14 protein-coding genes are annotated in these 16,216 nt (G+C 45.1%); 1 reads left to right on the top strand and 13 read right to left on the bottom strand.

Annotated elements, in window-relative coordinates; genetic code table 11:
* Nucleotides 1-19: 19 nt before the first annotated feature.
* The 8 genes from pknB to gmk form a co-directional block, all read right to left on the bottom strand.
* Nucleotides 20-2,041, bottom strand: a complete 2,022-nt coding sequence (pknB, locus tag LP667_RS06735; protein WP_021731653.1) for a Stk1 family PASTA domain-containing Ser/Thr kinase — start codon at nt 2,039-2,041, stop codon at nt 20-22.
* Nucleotides 2,038-2,784, bottom strand: a complete 747-nt coding sequence (locus LP667_RS06730) for a Stp1/IreP family PP2C-type Ser/Thr phosphatase (RefSeq protein WP_021731654.1) — start codon at nt 2,782-2,784, stop codon at nt 2,038-2,040. Before LP667_RS06730 ends, pknB begins: the two co-directional genes overlap by 4 nt.
* A 17-nt stretch (nt 2,785-2,801) precedes the next feature.
* Entirely contained in the window at nt 2,802-4,145 is a 1,344-nt protein-coding gene (gene rsmB, locus LP667_RS06725) for a 16S rRNA (cytosine(967)-C(5))-methyltransferase RsmB (protein WP_021731655.1), read from the bottom strand.
* On the bottom strand, nt 4,142-5,095 hold the full coding sequence (gene fmt / locus LP667_RS06720) for a methionyl-tRNA formyltransferase (protein ID WP_021731656.1): 954 nt from the start codon (nt 5,093-5,095) through the stop codon (nt 4,142-4,144). The genes rsmB and fmt overlap by 4 nt, the downstream gene beginning before the upstream one ends.
* A 23-nt stretch (nt 5,096-5,118) precedes the next feature.
* Nucleotides 5,119-7,536, bottom strand: a complete 2,418-nt coding sequence (priA, locus tag LP667_RS06715) for a primosomal protein N' (protein WP_021731657.1) — start codon at nt 7,534-7,536, stop codon at nt 5,119-5,121.
* A gap of 22 nt (nt 7,537-7,558) precedes the next feature.
* Nucleotides 7,559-8,785, bottom strand: coding sequence for a bifunctional phosphopantothenoylcysteine decarboxylase/phosphopantothenate--cysteine ligase CoaBC (gene coaBC / locus LP667_RS06710; protein ID WP_033609478.1), 1,227 nt, complete (start codon nt 8,783-8,785; stop codon nt 7,559-7,561).
* Between the two features lie 163 nt (nt 8,786-8,948).
* Entirely contained in the window at nt 8,949-9,161 is a 213-nt protein-coding gene (rpoZ, locus tag LP667_RS06705) for a DNA-directed RNA polymerase subunit omega (RefSeq protein ID WP_003640362.1), read from the bottom strand.
* Nucleotides 9,158-9,778 (bottom strand): guanylate kinase, encoded by a 621-nt coding sequence (gene gmk / locus LP667_RS06700; RefSeq protein ID WP_003640361.1) that lies wholly within the window; start codon nt 9,776-9,778, stop codon nt 9,158-9,160. Before gmk ends, rpoZ begins: the two co-directional genes overlap by 4 nt.
* A 192-nt stretch (nt 9,779-9,970) precedes the next feature.
* On the opposite strand from gmk, the gene LP667_RS06695 reads away from it, so the two are divergent.
* On the top strand, nt 9,971-10,306 hold the full coding sequence (locus LP667_RS06695; protein ID WP_021731659.1) for a hypothetical protein: 336 nt from the start codon (nt 9,971-9,973) through the stop codon (nt 10,304-10,306).
* Nucleotides 10,307-10,497: 191 nt separating this feature from the next.
* Here LP667_RS06695 and LP667_RS06690 read toward each other — a convergent pair whose 3' ends face one another.
* From LP667_RS06690 to recN, 5 genes are all read right to left on the bottom strand, one after another.
* Entirely contained in the window at nt 10,498-11,151 is a 654-nt protein-coding gene (locus LP667_RS06690; protein WP_003640359.1) for an ABC transporter permease, read from the bottom strand.
* Nucleotides 11,151-12,086: an osmoprotectant ABC transporter substrate-binding protein gene (locus LP667_RS06685; RefSeq protein ID WP_021731660.1), complete on the bottom strand. Its 936-nt coding sequence runs from the start codon at nt 12,084-12,086 to the stop codon at nt 11,151-11,153. The genes LP667_RS06690 and LP667_RS06685 overlap by 1 nt, the downstream gene beginning before the upstream one ends.
* Nucleotides 12,087-12,098: 12 nt before the next feature.
* Complete coding sequence (locus LP667_RS06680) at nt 12,099-12,728, bottom strand: ABC transporter permease (RefSeq protein ID WP_021731661.1); 630 nt, start codon at nt 12,726-12,728, stop codon at nt 12,099-12,101.
* Nucleotides 12,725-13,909 carry a betaine/proline/choline family ABC transporter ATP-binding protein gene (locus LP667_RS06675; RefSeq protein WP_162257771.1) on the bottom strand — a complete coding sequence of 395 codons (1,185 nt, stop codon included), beginning with the start codon at nt 13,907-13,909 and terminating at the stop codon, nt 12,725-12,727. Before LP667_RS06675 ends, LP667_RS06680 begins: the two co-directional genes overlap by 4 nt.
* A 575-nt stretch (nt 13,910-14,484) precedes the next feature.
* Nucleotides 14,485-16,179 carry a DNA repair protein RecN gene (gene recN / locus LP667_RS06670; RefSeq protein ID WP_021731663.1) on the bottom strand — a complete coding sequence of 565 codons (1,695 nt, stop codon included), beginning with the start codon at nt 16,177-16,179 and terminating at the stop codon, nt 14,485-14,487.
* Nucleotides 16,180-16,216: the final 37 nt, after the last annotated feature.

Raw genomic sequence — 16,216 nt, 5'->3', positions numbered from 1 at the left:
CATTGCGCATGACTTATCGTTATTTTGTTGCATTTTCGCTCGTAATATTTTTCTTTTCCATGATCGTCACCCCGTTACGGACAATCCGGTAACGCCCCTTCGTATTACCAGTCAACTGAAACGGTAAACTAATCTTGGTCGACCGCATAATCGCAATATCACGATAAACCGTCTCAACCATGTGGGTATCGTCATATAAATAAATCTTAACGTCATTCGCCTGAGCAGTCGTTGCCGTTAAAGCCTTATATGGTACCGTTAGTTTAACATAAAAATTCTGCGGTGTCGTCGCGTTATCGTCACTCCCCCGCGACATCGTCACCGTGACGGTCGAGCCAGTTCGGACATTGCCGCCACCATCCGGATCCTGATCAAAGGAGTACCCGGACTTTTGATCTGAAGAATAACCTTGTTTAAAGTTAACGTTTAAATCGTTCGCCCGCGCGTAATCTAAAATATCACTTTGACTCTCACCAGTTAAATCCTTCAACTCAACGTAACGACTACCAGCACTAACTGTAAAGGTCACCGTCGTATCCGTTGGCATGACCCGACTACCAGCGACAACGTCTTGACTGATAATTTGACCAGCCGCAACCGACGACGTACTGTAAGTTTCTTTAACTTTAAATCCCGCCGACTTAAGTGTCTGCCGCACATCATGATAATTATCGTTAACATAGTTGCCAAAGCTCATAACTTTAGCACCATTGCTGATCACCAAGTTAATACGGGAACGCTCTTGTACCCGTGCCTTCGTGGTCGGCGTTGACTTGATCACCTGATTTTTAGCGACTTGATTACTTTTAGCATGTTGAACCGTTCCCACAACCAGATGGTGCTTTTTGAGCACCTTAGTGGCTGCACGCTGGCTCAAACCAGTCACTTTGGGCACACTCGTCATTTGTGGTCGGCTTAACTCGAGACCCACGATCACAGCCACGACGAGCAATAAGATGATTCCACCCCAAAAGAGAAGCCGCCGCCGCAAGGGATGACGCTTAGACCATGAGCGCGTTGGTAATGGTTCTTCAGCCGCCGCTTGATCATCCGTCGTATTAGTTGTGTTTCCCCGTGGTTGAGAAGTCGTCGGCTGTGCAACAGCTTGTGTCTTGCCGTCACGATTAGCCGTAATCGCCGCCTGAATATCAGCACTTGGCATGATCTTTGTCTCATCATTGCCAACATCCTCCGGCACAAACCGTTTTTCACCAGCACGGCTACTAGCCAATGCTGTCAATAAATCAGCCGCCATATCCTCAACCGTCGCGTAACGTTCCCGTGGATCTTTCGTTGTTGCCTGCAAGACCACATTTTCGAGAGCTTGCGGAATATCCGCATCAAATTCCCGGACGGACGGCATGGCATTTTGAAAGTGTTTTAATGCGATAGAAACCGCTGTCTCGCCCTTGAACGGGACCGACCCCGTTAACATCTCATATAAAATAATTCCTAACGAATAAATGTCAGATTGCTTAGTTGCCATGCTCCCACGGGCTTGCTCTGGTGACAAATAGTGCACTGAACCTAAAATCGTATTCGTTTGTGTCATAGTATGTTCAGATAACGCAACCGCAATCCCAAAATCAGTAATTTTAGCATTGCCTTGTTCATCAATTAAAATGTTTTGTGGTTTTAAGTCCCGATGAATAATATTATGCGCGTGGGCCGTTGCCACGGCACTTAATATTTGCTCCATGATGTCAATCACTTGCTGTAACGGTAAAGGAAAGTTCTCTTTAATATAATTTTTAAGATCCATCCCCTTGACGTACTCCATGACTAAATACTGCATGCCATTTTCTTCGCCAACATCATATAAACTAACAATGTGGGGGTGAACAAGTTCCGTCGTTGCCAGTGCCTCACGTTGAAAACGTTTGATGGTCTTAGGATCATCACGTAAGTCTAACCGGAGCAGTTTGACCGCAACATCACGATCTAATATTAAGTCATGTGCCAAGTAAACGTTGGCCATCCCACCTTCACCTAAGGACCGGACGATCCGATACCGTCCGCTAAGGGTATAGTTGGGTGTCATTTACTGGCCACCTCACCATCAAGCGTCATAATCAGCGCCGTAATATTGTCCTTACCACCAGCGGCATTAGCTAGCTTAATCAACGTCTCACACTTTTGTGTCGCTGTCTTTGTCGTTGCCAAGACAGTCGCCAACTGTTGATCAGTCACCATATTGGTTAACCCGTCTGAGCATAATAACAATTGATCACCGGGCTGCATCTGATAGAGGTTCGTATCAATATCCGCATCGGGTGAAATCCCCAACGTCCGCGTAATAATATTTTTTTGAGGATGTTGACGCGCCTGTTCAGCTGAAATTTCACCCCGCTTAACGAGTTCGTTGACTAGCGAATGGTCCTCAGTCAATTGATGTAGCTGACCGTCACGAAAAAGGTAGCCCCGACTATCGCCAATGTTAGCCATCAAAAAATTCTGATCAAAGAGCAACGCTGCTACCATCGTCGTGCCCATCCCGTTCAAGTCAGAAAATTCACGGGCTTTTTCAATAATATGCTGATTTTCATCTTGAACCTCACTTGCCAGCCACTTGACGGCATCATTGGGTTCTTTAAACGTCGTATTTTCAAAACGAAAACCCATGTGTGAGACCGCCATTTCGGAAGCAACATCGCCCCCCTGGTGACCACCAATCCCATCCGCAACAATTGCAAAATTAATCCCCGCTTTGTTTTGGAAGAAGCCGACATAGTCTTCATTTTCTTCACGCTGTTGGCCAATATCCGACCGGTATGCAAAATCCATTGTTTACCACTCCACCATTATTTTTTTCGTAAACAAGCAATGAAAAAGCCGTCGGATAAGTAGTCGTCGGGATAAATCGACAAAGTTTTTTCCGTTCGTTCAGCTTTCAAATCTCGTTCAGTTGGCGTTGTTTGCAACTCAAAGTCAGGATGATCCGCCAGAAATTTGGTAATCACGTCCTGGTTTTCCTGTTGCAAAATCGTACAAGTACTATACGTCATGATACCACCTTTTTTCAAAGTGGGCGCAACCGCCGTTAAAATCGCCAATTGAATACGTTGCAAGTTCAAACTATCTTGTAATTGCTTCTCATAGCGAATCTCAGGTTTTCGCCGCATCAACCCCAGTCCCGAACATGGTGCATCGACCAAAATTCGGTCAAAGCTTTCGTCATTGAATTGAGTCCCAACTTTACGCGCATCTAATTCGGTCGCAGCAACACGATCAGCTACGTGCATGCGAGCAGCATTCTGGCCAATCAGCTTCACTTTATTAGCATGAATATCAAGGGCAACAACTTCACCGCCTTGATCGGTATCTAAGCGAGCTGCAATCTGGGTCGTCTTGCCCCCCGGTGCTGCACAGGCATCTAAGACGTGATCGCCCGGTTGTGGGTTTAAAGCTGGAACGACTAGCTGGGCGCTTTCGTCTTGAATTGTCAGCATGCCATACCGCATTGCTTCTGTATTGATAACTTGACCGTCCGTTGCAATTAGGCCTAATGGTGAAATTTCACTGGGCACAACCGTTAAGCCATCATTAGTTAGCGCGGTCGTCACGTCTTCGACAGTCGATAAAGCGGTATTGACACGCAATGCTTGCTTAGCAGGCTGATTCAATGAGGCAATGATTTGTTCCATTTTATCAGCACCCAATTGGCGACGAAGTTCTTGAATCAACCATACCGGCATACTATAAGTCACACTTAAGCGTTCATCAGGGTCTTCAATTGCATCAAAGCTTGGGAGCCCTGACCGATCCATTTGATGTAACACCCCGGTCACAAACCGGCGAATACCAGGATGACCCTTAACCTTGGCAATTTCAATTGTTTCATTGAAAACGGCTCGTTGTGGAATTTTGTCCAGATATTGCCATTGATATAACGCACTTAATAATAACTCCCGCACCCACGGATCAATCTGATGCGGATGCCGAACGAACGGTTGCAACCAGTACTCCAGGGTCAAACGGTGCTGAATAACGCCGTAAACCATATTAGTCAGCAGATTAATATCACGCCGATCCATCTGGTGTTCATTAATTAATTGATTTAATTGCAAATTCGAATATGCGCCGTTCTTAATTTTTGCCAAAGCGGCAACCGCTAACCAGCGGGGGGTATTGCCAACTGTACTCATTTACTAATAACCTGCTCTCCGGTGGCGAATTTATCCGCCGCCCCATTTAAATAGTCTGTAATTGTCATCTTAGGTTTACCAGCTGGTTGTAACTGATTGATGGCTAACGCCGTATGGTCAGCCGCCGCAATCACCAGCTCATGCTTAGTTTTGCGTACCACTTGCCCAGGAGCTTGCGTGACCACTTCATCTGCTAAGGGGGTAACATCCCAGAACTTGGTACGCTTCCCATCTAAGATAGCGTAGGCAATTGGTGCTGGCCGCATACCTCGAACTTGATTATCGATTTCAGCCGCCGTTTTCGTAAAGAAGTCTAAGACCTCTTGTTCCGGTTGAATGTTCGGTGCGAACGTGACTTGGGCCTCATCCTGAGGGACCGCCGTAATTTCGCCAGCAATGAGCTTAGGCAAGGTTTCCAATAGGAGGTCCCGGCCAACTAGACTCAACTTATCAAACATCGTTCCAGTATCATCCGTTTTCTCGATAGGAATCGCACGCTGAGCCAACATGTCGCCAGCGTCCATCTTTTTGACCATATAAATAATCGTAATTCCCGTCTCGGCCTCGCCATTGATGATTGAATATTGAACGGGCGCACCACCACGATACTTAGGCAACAACGACCCATGAACGTTGACCGCACCAAGTTTAGCTGCCTTCAACAGTTTCGTTGGTAAGAATTGACCAAAAGCAGCCGTGACAATTAAATCGGGCTGTAAATCAATAATCTGTTGCATTTCAGGACTGCCACCAATTTTCTCAGGTTGAAAAACAGGAATATTATGGGCAACCGCCACTTCTTTGACTGGTGAAGCTGTTATGACGTGTTTACGACCAACTTTTCGGTCTGGCTGGGTCACGACCCCCAGTACTTGGTACTGTGCTTTAATTAGACTTTCGAGAATCGGTGCCGCAAATGCGGGCGTTCCCATAAAAACGATTGATGTCATTGTCAAACTTCCTCCTCATCCCACTACATAAAATGCAAGGGTTCCACGTCAATACCAATCTGTAGTCCTTGCCGTTGTTGCGCTTGTGTCTCATGTAATAGCGTTGTCAATGTGCTAGCCAAATTGGGTTCTTGTTTATATTTAATCACAATTTGATAATAATACCGGCGATTGACCCGTGCAATTGGTTTTGGCGTTGGGCCTAATAAAATTGTCGACGGTGCCAAGCGCGGCCGTAGCCACTGTAGTAATTGGTACATGCGTTTAGCCGCCACCCCCTCGTCTAAGTCACTGGCTGTGATCTGGACAGTAAAGTAATACGGTGGGTAGCCACCACGATGCCGCATCTGCATCTCATACTTGAAGAAACCTTCATAATCGTGGTGTTGTGCGAAGCGAATCGCATAATGATCGGGATTAAACGTCTGAATATAAACGTGGCCACTCTTTTCTGCCCGACCAGCCCGGCCACTTACCTGCGTTAATAGTTGAAAAGTGCGTTCACTCGCCCGAAAATCTGGTAACCCTAGGGCGGTATCAGCATTCAAGACCCCCACCAGGGTCACATTAGGAAAATCCAGTCCCTTAGCAATCATCTGCGTGCCAATCAAAATATCGGCCTCACCACTCCCAAACTGGGCCAATAGTTTAGCATGGGCCCCTTTTTTACGGGTCGTATCATTATCCATCCGAATAATGTGAGCGTCAGGGAGCAACTCTTGCAACTCTTCCTCGACCTTCTCAGTCCCCGTCCCATAATAACGAATCTGACGACTATGACAGTTGGGACAGCTTCGTGGAATAGCTTCTTCGTGACCACAATAATGGCACTTCATCGTATGCGTGTCCATGTGTAGTGTCAGTGAAATATCACAATTAGGACACTTCAAGACAAAGCCACAATCCCGGCACAACACAAATGACGAGTACCCCCGCCGATTGAGCATTAAAACGCTCTGCTCATGACGTTCAAGTCGATCTTGCAAAGCGACGAGTAAGGGGGCCGAAAAATTACTCTCAGCATGTTGCTGCATTTCCTTTTTCATATCAATAATCGACACTTTGGGAAGTGGTCGCTGATTAACCCGGTCAGCAAGTAGTAACCGTTGATAAACCCCTTTTTCAGCGCGAGCACGCGTTTCTAACGACGGCGTGGCCGAACCAAGGACAACTGGACAATGATGATAACGACTACGCCATAAAGCCACTTGTCGGGCATGGTAGCGTGGAGCATCGTCCTGCTTATAAGTGCTCTCATGCTCTTCATCCATGACGATCAAGCCAAGATTTTTTAACGGCGCAAAGACAGCCGAACGTGCCCCAACAACGACTTGGGCTTCGCCCCGTTGAATTCGTCGCCACTCGTCATATTTTTCACCGCTAGATAGACCGCTGTGCAAGACTGCGACCGCCTTGCCAAAGCGCCCCTTCACGCGTTGAACCATTTGGGGTGTCAGCGAAATTTCAGGAACTAACATTAACGCCGTTTTGCCTTGCGCCAATGCGGCCGCCATCGATTGTAAATACACCTCTGTCTTCCCGCTCCCCGTAACGCCTTCTAACAGAAATGTTGTTGTTGCGGCTTGATCAACCGCCTGGGTAATCTGATCTACAGCCACTTGCTGTTCATCATTTAACCGTAGCGCCTTGGTGGCCTGGATATCACTCGTCGCATAGGGATCACGATAAACTTCGACCGCTACTTTTTCGAGCCACCCCTTCTGTACGGCCGTACGAATTGCACCGTCGTTCACACCAAAGCGTGCACAAAATTCCTTTTGGGGAATGGTCTCGCCATTTAAGGTCATTAGCCCACGGAGCACTGCCAATTGTTGAGTGGCACCCGCCCGCACGCTAGTTTCAGCCGTCTGTAATTGTTCATTAGTCAGGATAGCCTTCACCGCCGTTTGTGTTTTACGACGAGCTTGATTTTTAACTTGATAATAAACATCGACTTGCCCCATAGCTTGCAATTGTAACAATTGACTGACCAGCGCCGGGGTCGTAGCGACATCATCAAACGCCACCATCGATTTACCACCAAACAGCGTGGCTTGAATCTCAGTCGGCGTCGTTGCCGTCGTCCGGAGCTGTTTTTCGTACTTAGCCCGCATTACCGCGGGCAACATCGTCTGGGCACAAGTAATCTGAAACGAAAACGTACTGGCTGCTAACCATTCGGTCAAAGCCAACGCTTCAGTGTTCAGTACCGGTGCTAGGTCAACCACCGCATCGATTGGTTTCAAATCTCCCTCAAAATTGCTAACATCATCACAGGATAGCACGAAACCTTGTACCCGTCGCTTACCACGGCCAAAGGGAACCACAACCCGCATGCCGGGTTGCACCTGTGATTGCCACGCGATTGGAATTTGATAACTATACGGTCGATTTGTCTGCATAGTGGGCACATCGACTAATACTTGGGCAATTTGTGCCACACGACCCTTCCTCTCTACTCAATTATGCTTGTTTGCCGGCACCATCCGCAATCGCAGTCGTTAAAATCTTTCTTGCAATCACGGATTTCGTTGCTAATTCAGTCGTTACCGGTTGCTGCTGCGGCCGTAATAAAGTAACCTGATTCGTATCACCATTAAACCCTACTCCAGGCTTGGAAACATCGTTAGCAACAATTAAATCCAATTTTTTGCTAGTTAACTTACGATTTGCATTAGCTAACAAAGATTGGGTTTCAGCAGCAAAGCCAATCACGTACTGATGGCGTTTTCGGGCCGCCAGCGTTTTTAAGATATCCGGTGTTTCGGTTAACCGTAACGTTAAGTCAGCATGATCAGCTGGTTTTTTAATCTTCTGGTCAGCTAATTCGACTGGCCGATAATCTGAAACCGCCGCCGCCATCACCAAAATATCTGTAGCGTCATAAACATCACTAACGGCCGTCAGTAAGGCTTGTGCCGAGTCGACCATCATAACTTTAACGCCACTAGGTGCTGGTAAATGCGTTGTTGCACTAATAAGTGTCACCGTTGCACCGAACTCCCGCGCCACTTGGGCTATCGCGTACCCCATCTTACCAGATGAGCGGTTAGTAATAAACCGAACAGGGTCCAATGCTTCCCGCGTGCCACCCGCAGTGACGACTACTCGCCGCCCTGCTAATGGTAAATCAGGCGTCAGCTGAATCAATTGATCTGTCAACCAGGCCAAAATCACCTCTGGTTCCGGCATCCGCCCTTGACCAACATAACCTTCTGCTAACATACCCGTAGCGGGAGTTAAGACGTGTAAGCCATCTGCCGTCAACTGTTGTAAATTACGCTGAGTAGCTGGATTAGCATACATATGTGAATTCATTGCTGGCACCACAAACTTAGGTGCGGTCGTCGCTAAGATTGTCGTCGTTGCGGCATCATCGGCTAGACCATTGGCCACCTTAGCAATCAAATTAGCCGTTGCCGGAACCAGAATCATCACTTCCGTCCAGTCGGCTAACGCCACGTGAACCACGTGCTGTGGGTCGGTGGTTGTAAACTCATCAATGACCACTGGTTGCTGCGTTAAAGTTTGAAAGGTCAGCGGTGTGATAAATTCAGCTGCGTGAGCTGTCATCGCGACTCGCACCACCGCCCCCTGTCGCATTAGACTACGGATCAACACTAACGCTTTATAACTCGCAATCCCACCACTAACGACCACCGTCACATGACGCTTTGTCCATATACTCACTTCTTCACGTCCTTCTAAAATCTCGCTAAGCATCTCATCGAAATTTTTGCACTTTAATAAATCAATTGTATCAAGAATCGACAGTAACGTGAAGCTGAACGTCCGCATCATTCTTCATAAAAAAAGTGCCAAGCCCAAGCTGGCTTAGCACACCGTTTTGTTACTAATCTTTGTCAGTTTCATCTGGATCGATCATTAAGTCACCGGCCGCAATTTCTTCCATGGCCCGACCAATCGTTTTAACCGATTTGTATTCGCTAAGCATTGGTGCTGCACCGGCGTCCAATTCGTGGGCCCGCTTGCTAGCTAACATAATCAATGAGTAACGCGAATTAACTTGCTTCAATAAGTCATCAACTGATGGATATAAGATCATGATTCCGCATCTCCTAACATTTCTTCATACTCGGGCATGACCCGTTTAACACTAAAACGTTCACTACGAATAATCGCTTTGATTCGTTCAGCAGCTAGTGGGACTTCATCATTAATAACCGCGTAATCGTAATTACGCATCATTTTGATTTCATCGACCGCTTTGGCCATTCGCTTATTGATCACACTCATGTCATCAGTCCCACGACCAATGATACGGTGCTTCAACTCCATTAAATCTGGTGGTGTCAAGAAAATGAAGACACCATCTGGCATTTTTTCGCGAACTTGCATGGCCCCGTTGACTTCAATTTCTAAGAAAACGTCTTTGCCAGCCGCCAACGACTGCTTAATATATTTTAAGGGCGTCCCATAGTAATTGTCAACATACTTGGCATATTCAAGCATACCGCCGCTCTTAATTTCATCCTCGAACTCTTCTTTGGACACAAAATAGTAGTCCTTGCCATCTACTTCGCCCGGACGCATTTGCCGCGTCGTCATCGAGACTGAATATTGAAAATCGTTATCATCTGAGTCAAAGATTTCCTTGCGGACGGTACCTTTACCGACACCCGAAGGACCTGATAAGACGATTAACATGCCTTGTTTCGCCATGATCACAAATTCCCCTTAATTAAAATATGTTTTAAAGTTTATTTTGCACTTTTTAACCTTATATTGCAAGTATTATCAAGGTTACACAGCCTTTTTTCATTTTTAGAGGTTAAATTTCATAAATTTTAGGCTTGCTTTTTAGAACGCCTGTTCGTATAATGGAAACACAAACAAATGTTCGAGGTGGCTAATATGCAAAATCAACAATCTAATTTAAAACTAATTTCTAAGAATCTGCACGCTTCCTATCGCCAATTTATGGATGACTTTACTGCTGCCCCGACCGTCATTGCGCCCTTACTGCCAATGATGCCGGCTTTCCAGCGGGATTTGTTCTTAACTCAAGCACGGATGGAACATTATCAAATTATGTTACAAATGCAACCCCAACTCACTGAGTCACACCCGTATAATATTCACGGCGTGCTTAAGATACTCACTAGTGGCCAGTTAGTTCTCATTAATCGACAACAACATTTGACCCATTTAGTTGATCCTAATGCCATCCGTTATATCAAACGCGTTTAATTTAATCATTAATACTTGCATCAAAAGATGAAATCATGTTCAATACAACCTTGCGTATTCTCATGGTGTTTTTGATGCAAATCAAAAAGATTGATGTTACAGCTCCACTGACTTCCCTGAATGAGTGAGTACGGAGTACCTGTAAATCAATCTTTTTTAGTAACTTATTTGACTTTATGTGCTACCTTGTTTTATTTCTGTGTCGGATCGGCGCGCTTTTCAATCCAAGCCAATACCGTATCAGCAATAATTGCCATTAAGGCCGTTGGTAACGCCCCAGCCAGGATAATTGCCCCACCATTCGTGGCATTGGTTCCCCGAATAATGATATCACCTAAACCACCGGCACCGACGAAGGTCCCAATAGCGGTAATCCCGATGGCTAACACGAGTGCATTGCGGAGCCCAGCCATAATCACCGATAATGACAATGGCAATTCTACCATCCGCAGTAACTGCCAGCGTGTCATTCCCATACCCTTACCAGAATCTAAAATACTGGCACTGACATTTTGCATCCCAGTATAAGTATTCTTAATAATCGGTAACAACGCGTATAAGAAGACCGTTACAATGACCGTATTGACGCCAAGTCCTAATCCAATCATGATAATCGACAACATCGCTAATGATGGAATCGTTTGAATCACGTTGGCAATCGCAATCACTGTGGCACTTAGCCGACTATGATGCGCAATGAAGATGCCGATTGGAATCCCGACAATTGCTGCAAACAACACCCCGTAAATTGAAATCAAGAAGTGACGCGAGAATTGGCTTAACACGTACACACCGTTTTGTTGGTAATAGTATATCAACTGTTGCAGTAAGTTCATCTGCGCCATTATTTGTCACTCCCTTCAAAATAATTATGCTTTTCAAGGAACTGTTTAGCAACCACTTCCGGTTCCACTAAGTTATTATCCACTTGATAATTCAAGTTTTGCATCGTCTTCAAACTGATTTTGCCATTTAAGCGACTTAAAATAGATTTTAACTTCGGATGTTCCTTCAACACCTTGTTCGTCGCAACCGCACTTGCATTGTATGGTGGGAAGAAATTCTTATCATCTTTCAAAATCTTCAAATCATAACTGCCAATTCGGCCATCGGTAGAGTATCCGAGGATGGCATTCATCTTACCAGATTCCAGTGCATCGTAGACCAACCCAATTTGCATTGGATAAGTCTTGCCGAATTGATACCCGTACAGTTTTTGGAAGGCGGCATAACCGTCACCCTTCCGTTCTGTCCAGATTTGATCCAACCCAACCGTCAGCTTCGAAGCCACTTTTTTCATATCACTAACAGTATTCAAATGATATTTCTTAGCCGTCGCTTTAGTCACCATAAAAGCATAGGTATCGGCAAAGCCATAACTTGGGAAGTAGGTCATCTGATACTTGCTGTTGAACTGTGAGCGAACTTTTTGGTCAATCGACTTGATATTACCCCGATCCATCTTTTCGCCCAGAATCGTCGTTAAGTCTGTCCCAGTATAACGAATCGCTGAAATATCAGCCTGATCATTCTTCAACGCATTGAAACTAACCGTCCCAGATCCTAAATTATTAATGATCGTGGTATTTAAGTTAGAGTAGTGCTTGATCATGTCTTGAATCATATATGCCATAATTTGTTGTTCCGTCGTGTTTTGCGATGCAATCCGAATGGTATCTGATGAGGTCCCAGATAACCCCGGAAAACCACAGCCAGCCAATAACAACCCACTGGCAACCGTTGCAACAACACCTAACAACCACTTTTTAATTTTCTTCATCTTCAATCCCCCCTACGCTTGTGTGGTTCTTGGGGTAACCGCTGCTTCCAGTTTACCCAACAGCCAATCAACGATGAGGGCCAAAATAATCACCGGAATCGAACCACCCAAAATTAAGTCAGTTCGATAGAGGTTTAACCCATTAAAGATAAAGTCCCCAAGGCCACCGGCACCAATATAAGATGCTAAAGCGGCCCAGGCAATAACGTACGTTGCGGATAACCGAATACCGGCCATAATAACTGGTGCGGCCATCGGTAACTCAACTTTAACAATTGATTGCCAGTTGGTCATTCCCATTCCCTTGGCTGCATCGACCAAAGCGGGATCAACATCTTCCATCCCTAAGTAGGTATTACGGAGAATCGGTAATAACGAATAGATGAACAACGCAATGATGGCTGGAATTGCCCCAATCCCGAAAAACGGAATCATTAAGGCCAACAAGGCCATCGCTGGAATGGTTTGTAACATACTAGCAATCGACATGACAACATTCGCAATCGGCTTTACCCGTGTGAGCAAAATACCAATCGGCACCGCTACAATAATCCCTAAGAACAGTGAAAACGCCGAAATATACAAGTGTTGCCAGGTCTTAACCAGTAGCTGCAAACCATAGTTTTGTAGGAAAGTTATCATCCCTGTTCACCGCCTTCAGCGGGCGCATCGTCCTCCCCATGATGAATATTATTTTCAGCTTCATCTTCGTCTTCATCGCCCCAGAGTGCATCATACACAATATCAACCAAAGTAGCCCGGGTCACGATACCGACTAACCGATGTTGATCATCAACCACAGGAATATTCTTTAAGCCGCGTTTCAAAATCCGCTCCACCGTATCACGAATTAACGAATTCGATTGAACGTAGAATATATCGGTTTTCATAATATCACCAACACTAGTGGCTGAATTAAAGTTATAATCAACATCTTCGATACCAATGACGCCCTTCAAAATTCCCGCTTCATCGGTTACTAATAAGGAGTCAACTCGCTTATCATGCATTTGACGTAACGCAACCGTCAATGACTTGCCAGGAGTTGTTGCAATCGGATCTTTCAACATCACTTGACCAACCGTTGTGATGCTTGGCCGTGCTTGAATTAAGCGATCCTTACCAATCAAATTCTCCACAAATTCATTTGCCGGATGGCGTAAAATGCCATCTGGTGTATCGACTTGCATGATATCGCCGCCATCCATAATGACGATTCGTGTCGCTAATTTTAACGCTTCATCCATATCATGGGTCACAAATACAAACGTCTTGCCCAGCCGTTCTTGCAAATCTTTAACCAGATCTTGCAATGCTTCACGCGTAATTGGGTCCAACGCCCCAAAAGGTTCATCCATCAATACTAAGTCTTGGTCCGCAGCTAATGCCCGGACAACCCCGATCCGTTGCTGCTGCCCACCTGAAAGTTCTGACGGGTAACGGTCCAAGTAATCTTCTGGCAATTCGACCAGTTTAATCATTTCCTTAGCCCGTTCATCCATTTTATCCTGAGGCCACTTTAATAATCGTGGCACTAAGGTAATGTTATCCCGAATCGTCATATGGGGCATTAACCCAATATTTTGAATCACGTAACCAATTTGCCGCCGTAGCTTAACCGGGTCAATCTGGCTAATATCCTTACCATTAAGCTTAATGGTACCGGAAGTCTGACTTAACATCCGATTAATCATCCGCATCGTGGTCGTTTTACCTGAACCAGACGTCCCGATGAAACAAACAAATTCACCTTTTTCGATTTCTAAATTAAAATCTTCAACGGCAACTTTGCCACCCGGATACGTTTTATTCAAATGTTCCATTGTCAGAAACAACCTCATCACTCCAATCATTTACTCAGTTTATTTTATTGCTTAATAAACTGTACTATAATCAGCATAACTTATAACGAAAGCAAAATGCAAACGACACGACATATAAACTGCGTATTTTATCGTGCTCGCCACTGTATTTTGGAAAATATCACTTAAATTTCTAATAGGGCCACGCAATTGTGCTGAATTCATCGGTTGGAAATCGTAATCCAAGCAGGCCAACCCTTAAACCCTAAAGTAATCCGCCTAGAAACCCTAGCAATTAAGAGGTCAACGACTCAGAATAAGACTTGTATCCAAGGCAGAAAATTTCACACGCTTTCAAGCCGATAGTAGACACGTGCTATTCGCTCGGTATAGCGGCCATAGTAGCCCGCACCTGCTGATGAGCAGCAATCTAACTAACAACCGGTTTCAATCAAATGGCAACTAATACAACGCATGATATTGTAAGTTATCGCTATCCTTATCCGTATTACTAATAACGTCTTAACTTAATTAGCCTAACAAAAAAGACCAACCCTGATACGGTTAGTCCTATTAAATGCGCAACTAAAATCTTATCAACGGTCCTTTTCTTCATCCGCTAATTGTAATAATTCCTCGGCATGTTCAAGCGACAACTTCGTTACCTTTGTTCCCGCCAACATCCGAGCCAATTCTTGGACACGTGCGGCATTATCTAGCTTCGTCACACTTGTTTTGGTACGCTTACCAGTAATTTTTTTCGCAATAAAGTAATGGTGGTCACTCATCGCTGCAACCTGTGGCAGATGGGTAATACACAAGACTTGCGAGAAATGGGCGATGCCATTGATCTTTTCGGCAATTGCCTGGGCAACCCGACCACTGACACCTGTATCGACTTCATCGAAAATAATACTCGTAATCCCTTGTGATTCAGAAAAAATCGTTTTCAAAGCCAGCATCATTCGCGAAAGTTCCCCACCTGAGGCAATCTTGGCCAGGGGGCGCATCCGTTCACCCGGATTAGTCTGAATATAAAACTCAACACTATCAAGCCCACTGCGGTAAATTTGACCCTTTGTCGGCTTGAAGCGCACTTCAAAGATTGCCTTATCCATGTACAAATCCTTTAGTTCCTGATGGATCTGACGTTGTAATACTTTAGCAGCAGCTCGTCGTTTATCAGACAATGACGCTCCAGTAGCAAGTAATTGTTGCTTTAAGTCGGCAACTTGTTGGGCCAAATCCTCACTATTTTCTTCAGAATCGGTCATCTTGGCCAACTCAGTCGCAATTTTTTGATAATAATCTAAAATTTGTTGTTCTGAGTCACCATATTTGCGTTTTAACTGAGCCAACACGTCTAACCGTTGCTCAATTTCATCAAGCCGCCCCTCATCAAATTCTTGCAAATCTAGTTGGTTTGAGATTTGAGTAGCCGCATCTTGTAGCCCATAAAACGCATTCTTGACATTTACCGTAATTTCGTTAAATGCTGAATCCAAATTCGCAATTGGTTCTAGTGCGTTCATCGCCGTACCGACCATATCGACAGCTCCAGTCGTCTCTTCTCCCGCTGCCAGCAACGTGTAACTCTGCTGAAGCGCTTGATTGATCATCTGGTAATTATCTAACCGATCACGTTCAGCAATCAGGCTTGCTTCTTCACCAACTTTGACTTGCGCGGCCGCAATCTCGTCAACTTGAAAATTCAACATATCTAAGCGTTGGGCCCACTCTTTTTCATTGGCATTTTTTTGTCGTAATTCACGATTCAATTGCTGATAACGATCATATTGTTGGTGATAGCGCTGTTTTAATTTACGAATCTTAGTCGTTGCAAATTCATCAAGCAACCCCAGATGTTTTTCAGGTTGCATTAACTCCTGATGCTCATTTTGACCATGAATATCAACAATCGTTTCACCAATCTGCTTTAAAGTGGTCGTGTTGACTAACATCCCGTTGATGCGGCACGTATTACGACCACTTTTAGTGATTTCCCGCTGTAAAATGACGGTATTATCGGCGTGTTCAATGCCAGCTTCATCTAGTAATTGGGCCGTGACCCCATCGGCAGGCAGGATAAACATACCTTGCAAGATGGCCTTGTCAGCACCAGTCCGAATAAACTCCGATGATCCGCGACCACCCGCTAATAGACCAACCGCATCGATAATAATTGATTTACCAGCACCAGTCTCACCAGTCAAAACTGTCATCCCAGCTTCAAAAGCAATATCTAAGTGTTCAATGATTGCAAAGTTCGTAATTGATAATTCTTGTAACACCGCAAGCCCTCCTTAAAAGCAATTGCGTTACCAGTAG

Source organism: Lactiplantibacillus paraplantarum (assembly GCF_003641145.1).
Taxonomy (GTDB): Bacteria; Bacillota; Bacilli; order Lactobacillales; family Lactobacillaceae; genus Lactiplantibacillus; species Lactiplantibacillus paraplantarum.
The sequence above is the reverse complement of the archived record's forward strand: the minus strand, read 5'-3'. Positions and strand labels throughout refer to the sequence as shown.

Excerpts from the sequence above, each read along its gene's own strand:
- pknB (WP_021731653.1), bottom strand. The coding sequence starts at position 2,041 with ATGACACCCAACTATACCCTTAGCGGACGGTATCGGATCGTCCGGTCC.
- LP667_RS06730 (WP_021731654.1), bottom strand. The coding sequence starts at position 2,784 with ATGGATTTTGCATACCGGTCGGATATTGGCCAACAGCGTGAAGAAAAT.
- rsmB (WP_021731655.1), bottom strand. The coding sequence starts at position 4,145 with ATGAGTACAGTTGGCAATACCCCCCGCTGGTTAGCGGTTGCCGCTTTG.
- fmt (WP_021731656.1), bottom strand. The coding sequence starts at position 5,095 with ATGACATCAATCGTTTTTATGGGAACGCCCGCATTTGCGGCACCGATT.
- rpoZ (WP_003640362.1), bottom strand. The coding sequence starts at position 9,161 with ATGATCTTATATCCATCAGTTGATGACTTATTGAAGCAAGTTAATTCG.
- gmk (WP_003640361.1), bottom strand. The coding sequence starts at position 9,778 with ATGGCGAAACAAGGCATGTTAATCGTCTTATCAGGTCCTTCGGGTGTC.
- LP667_RS06695 (WP_021731659.1), top strand. The coding sequence starts at position 9,971 with ATGCAAAATCAACAATCTAATTTAAAACTAATTTCTAAGAATCTGCAC.
- LP667_RS06690 (WP_003640359.1), bottom strand. The coding sequence starts at position 11,151 with ATGGCGCAGATGAACTTACTGCAACAGTTGATATACTATTACCAACAA.
- LP667_RS06685 (WP_021731660.1), bottom strand. The coding sequence starts at position 12,086 with ATGAAGAAAATTAAAAAGTGGTTGTTAGGTGTTGTTGCAACGGTTGCC.
- LP667_RS06680 (WP_021731661.1), bottom strand. The coding sequence starts at position 12,728 with ATGATAACTTTCCTACAAAACTATGGTTTGCAGCTACTGGTTAAGACC.
- LP667_RS06675 (WP_162257771.1), bottom strand. The coding sequence starts at position 13,909 with ATGGAACATTTGAATAAAACGTATCCGGGTGGCAAAGTTGCCGTTGAA.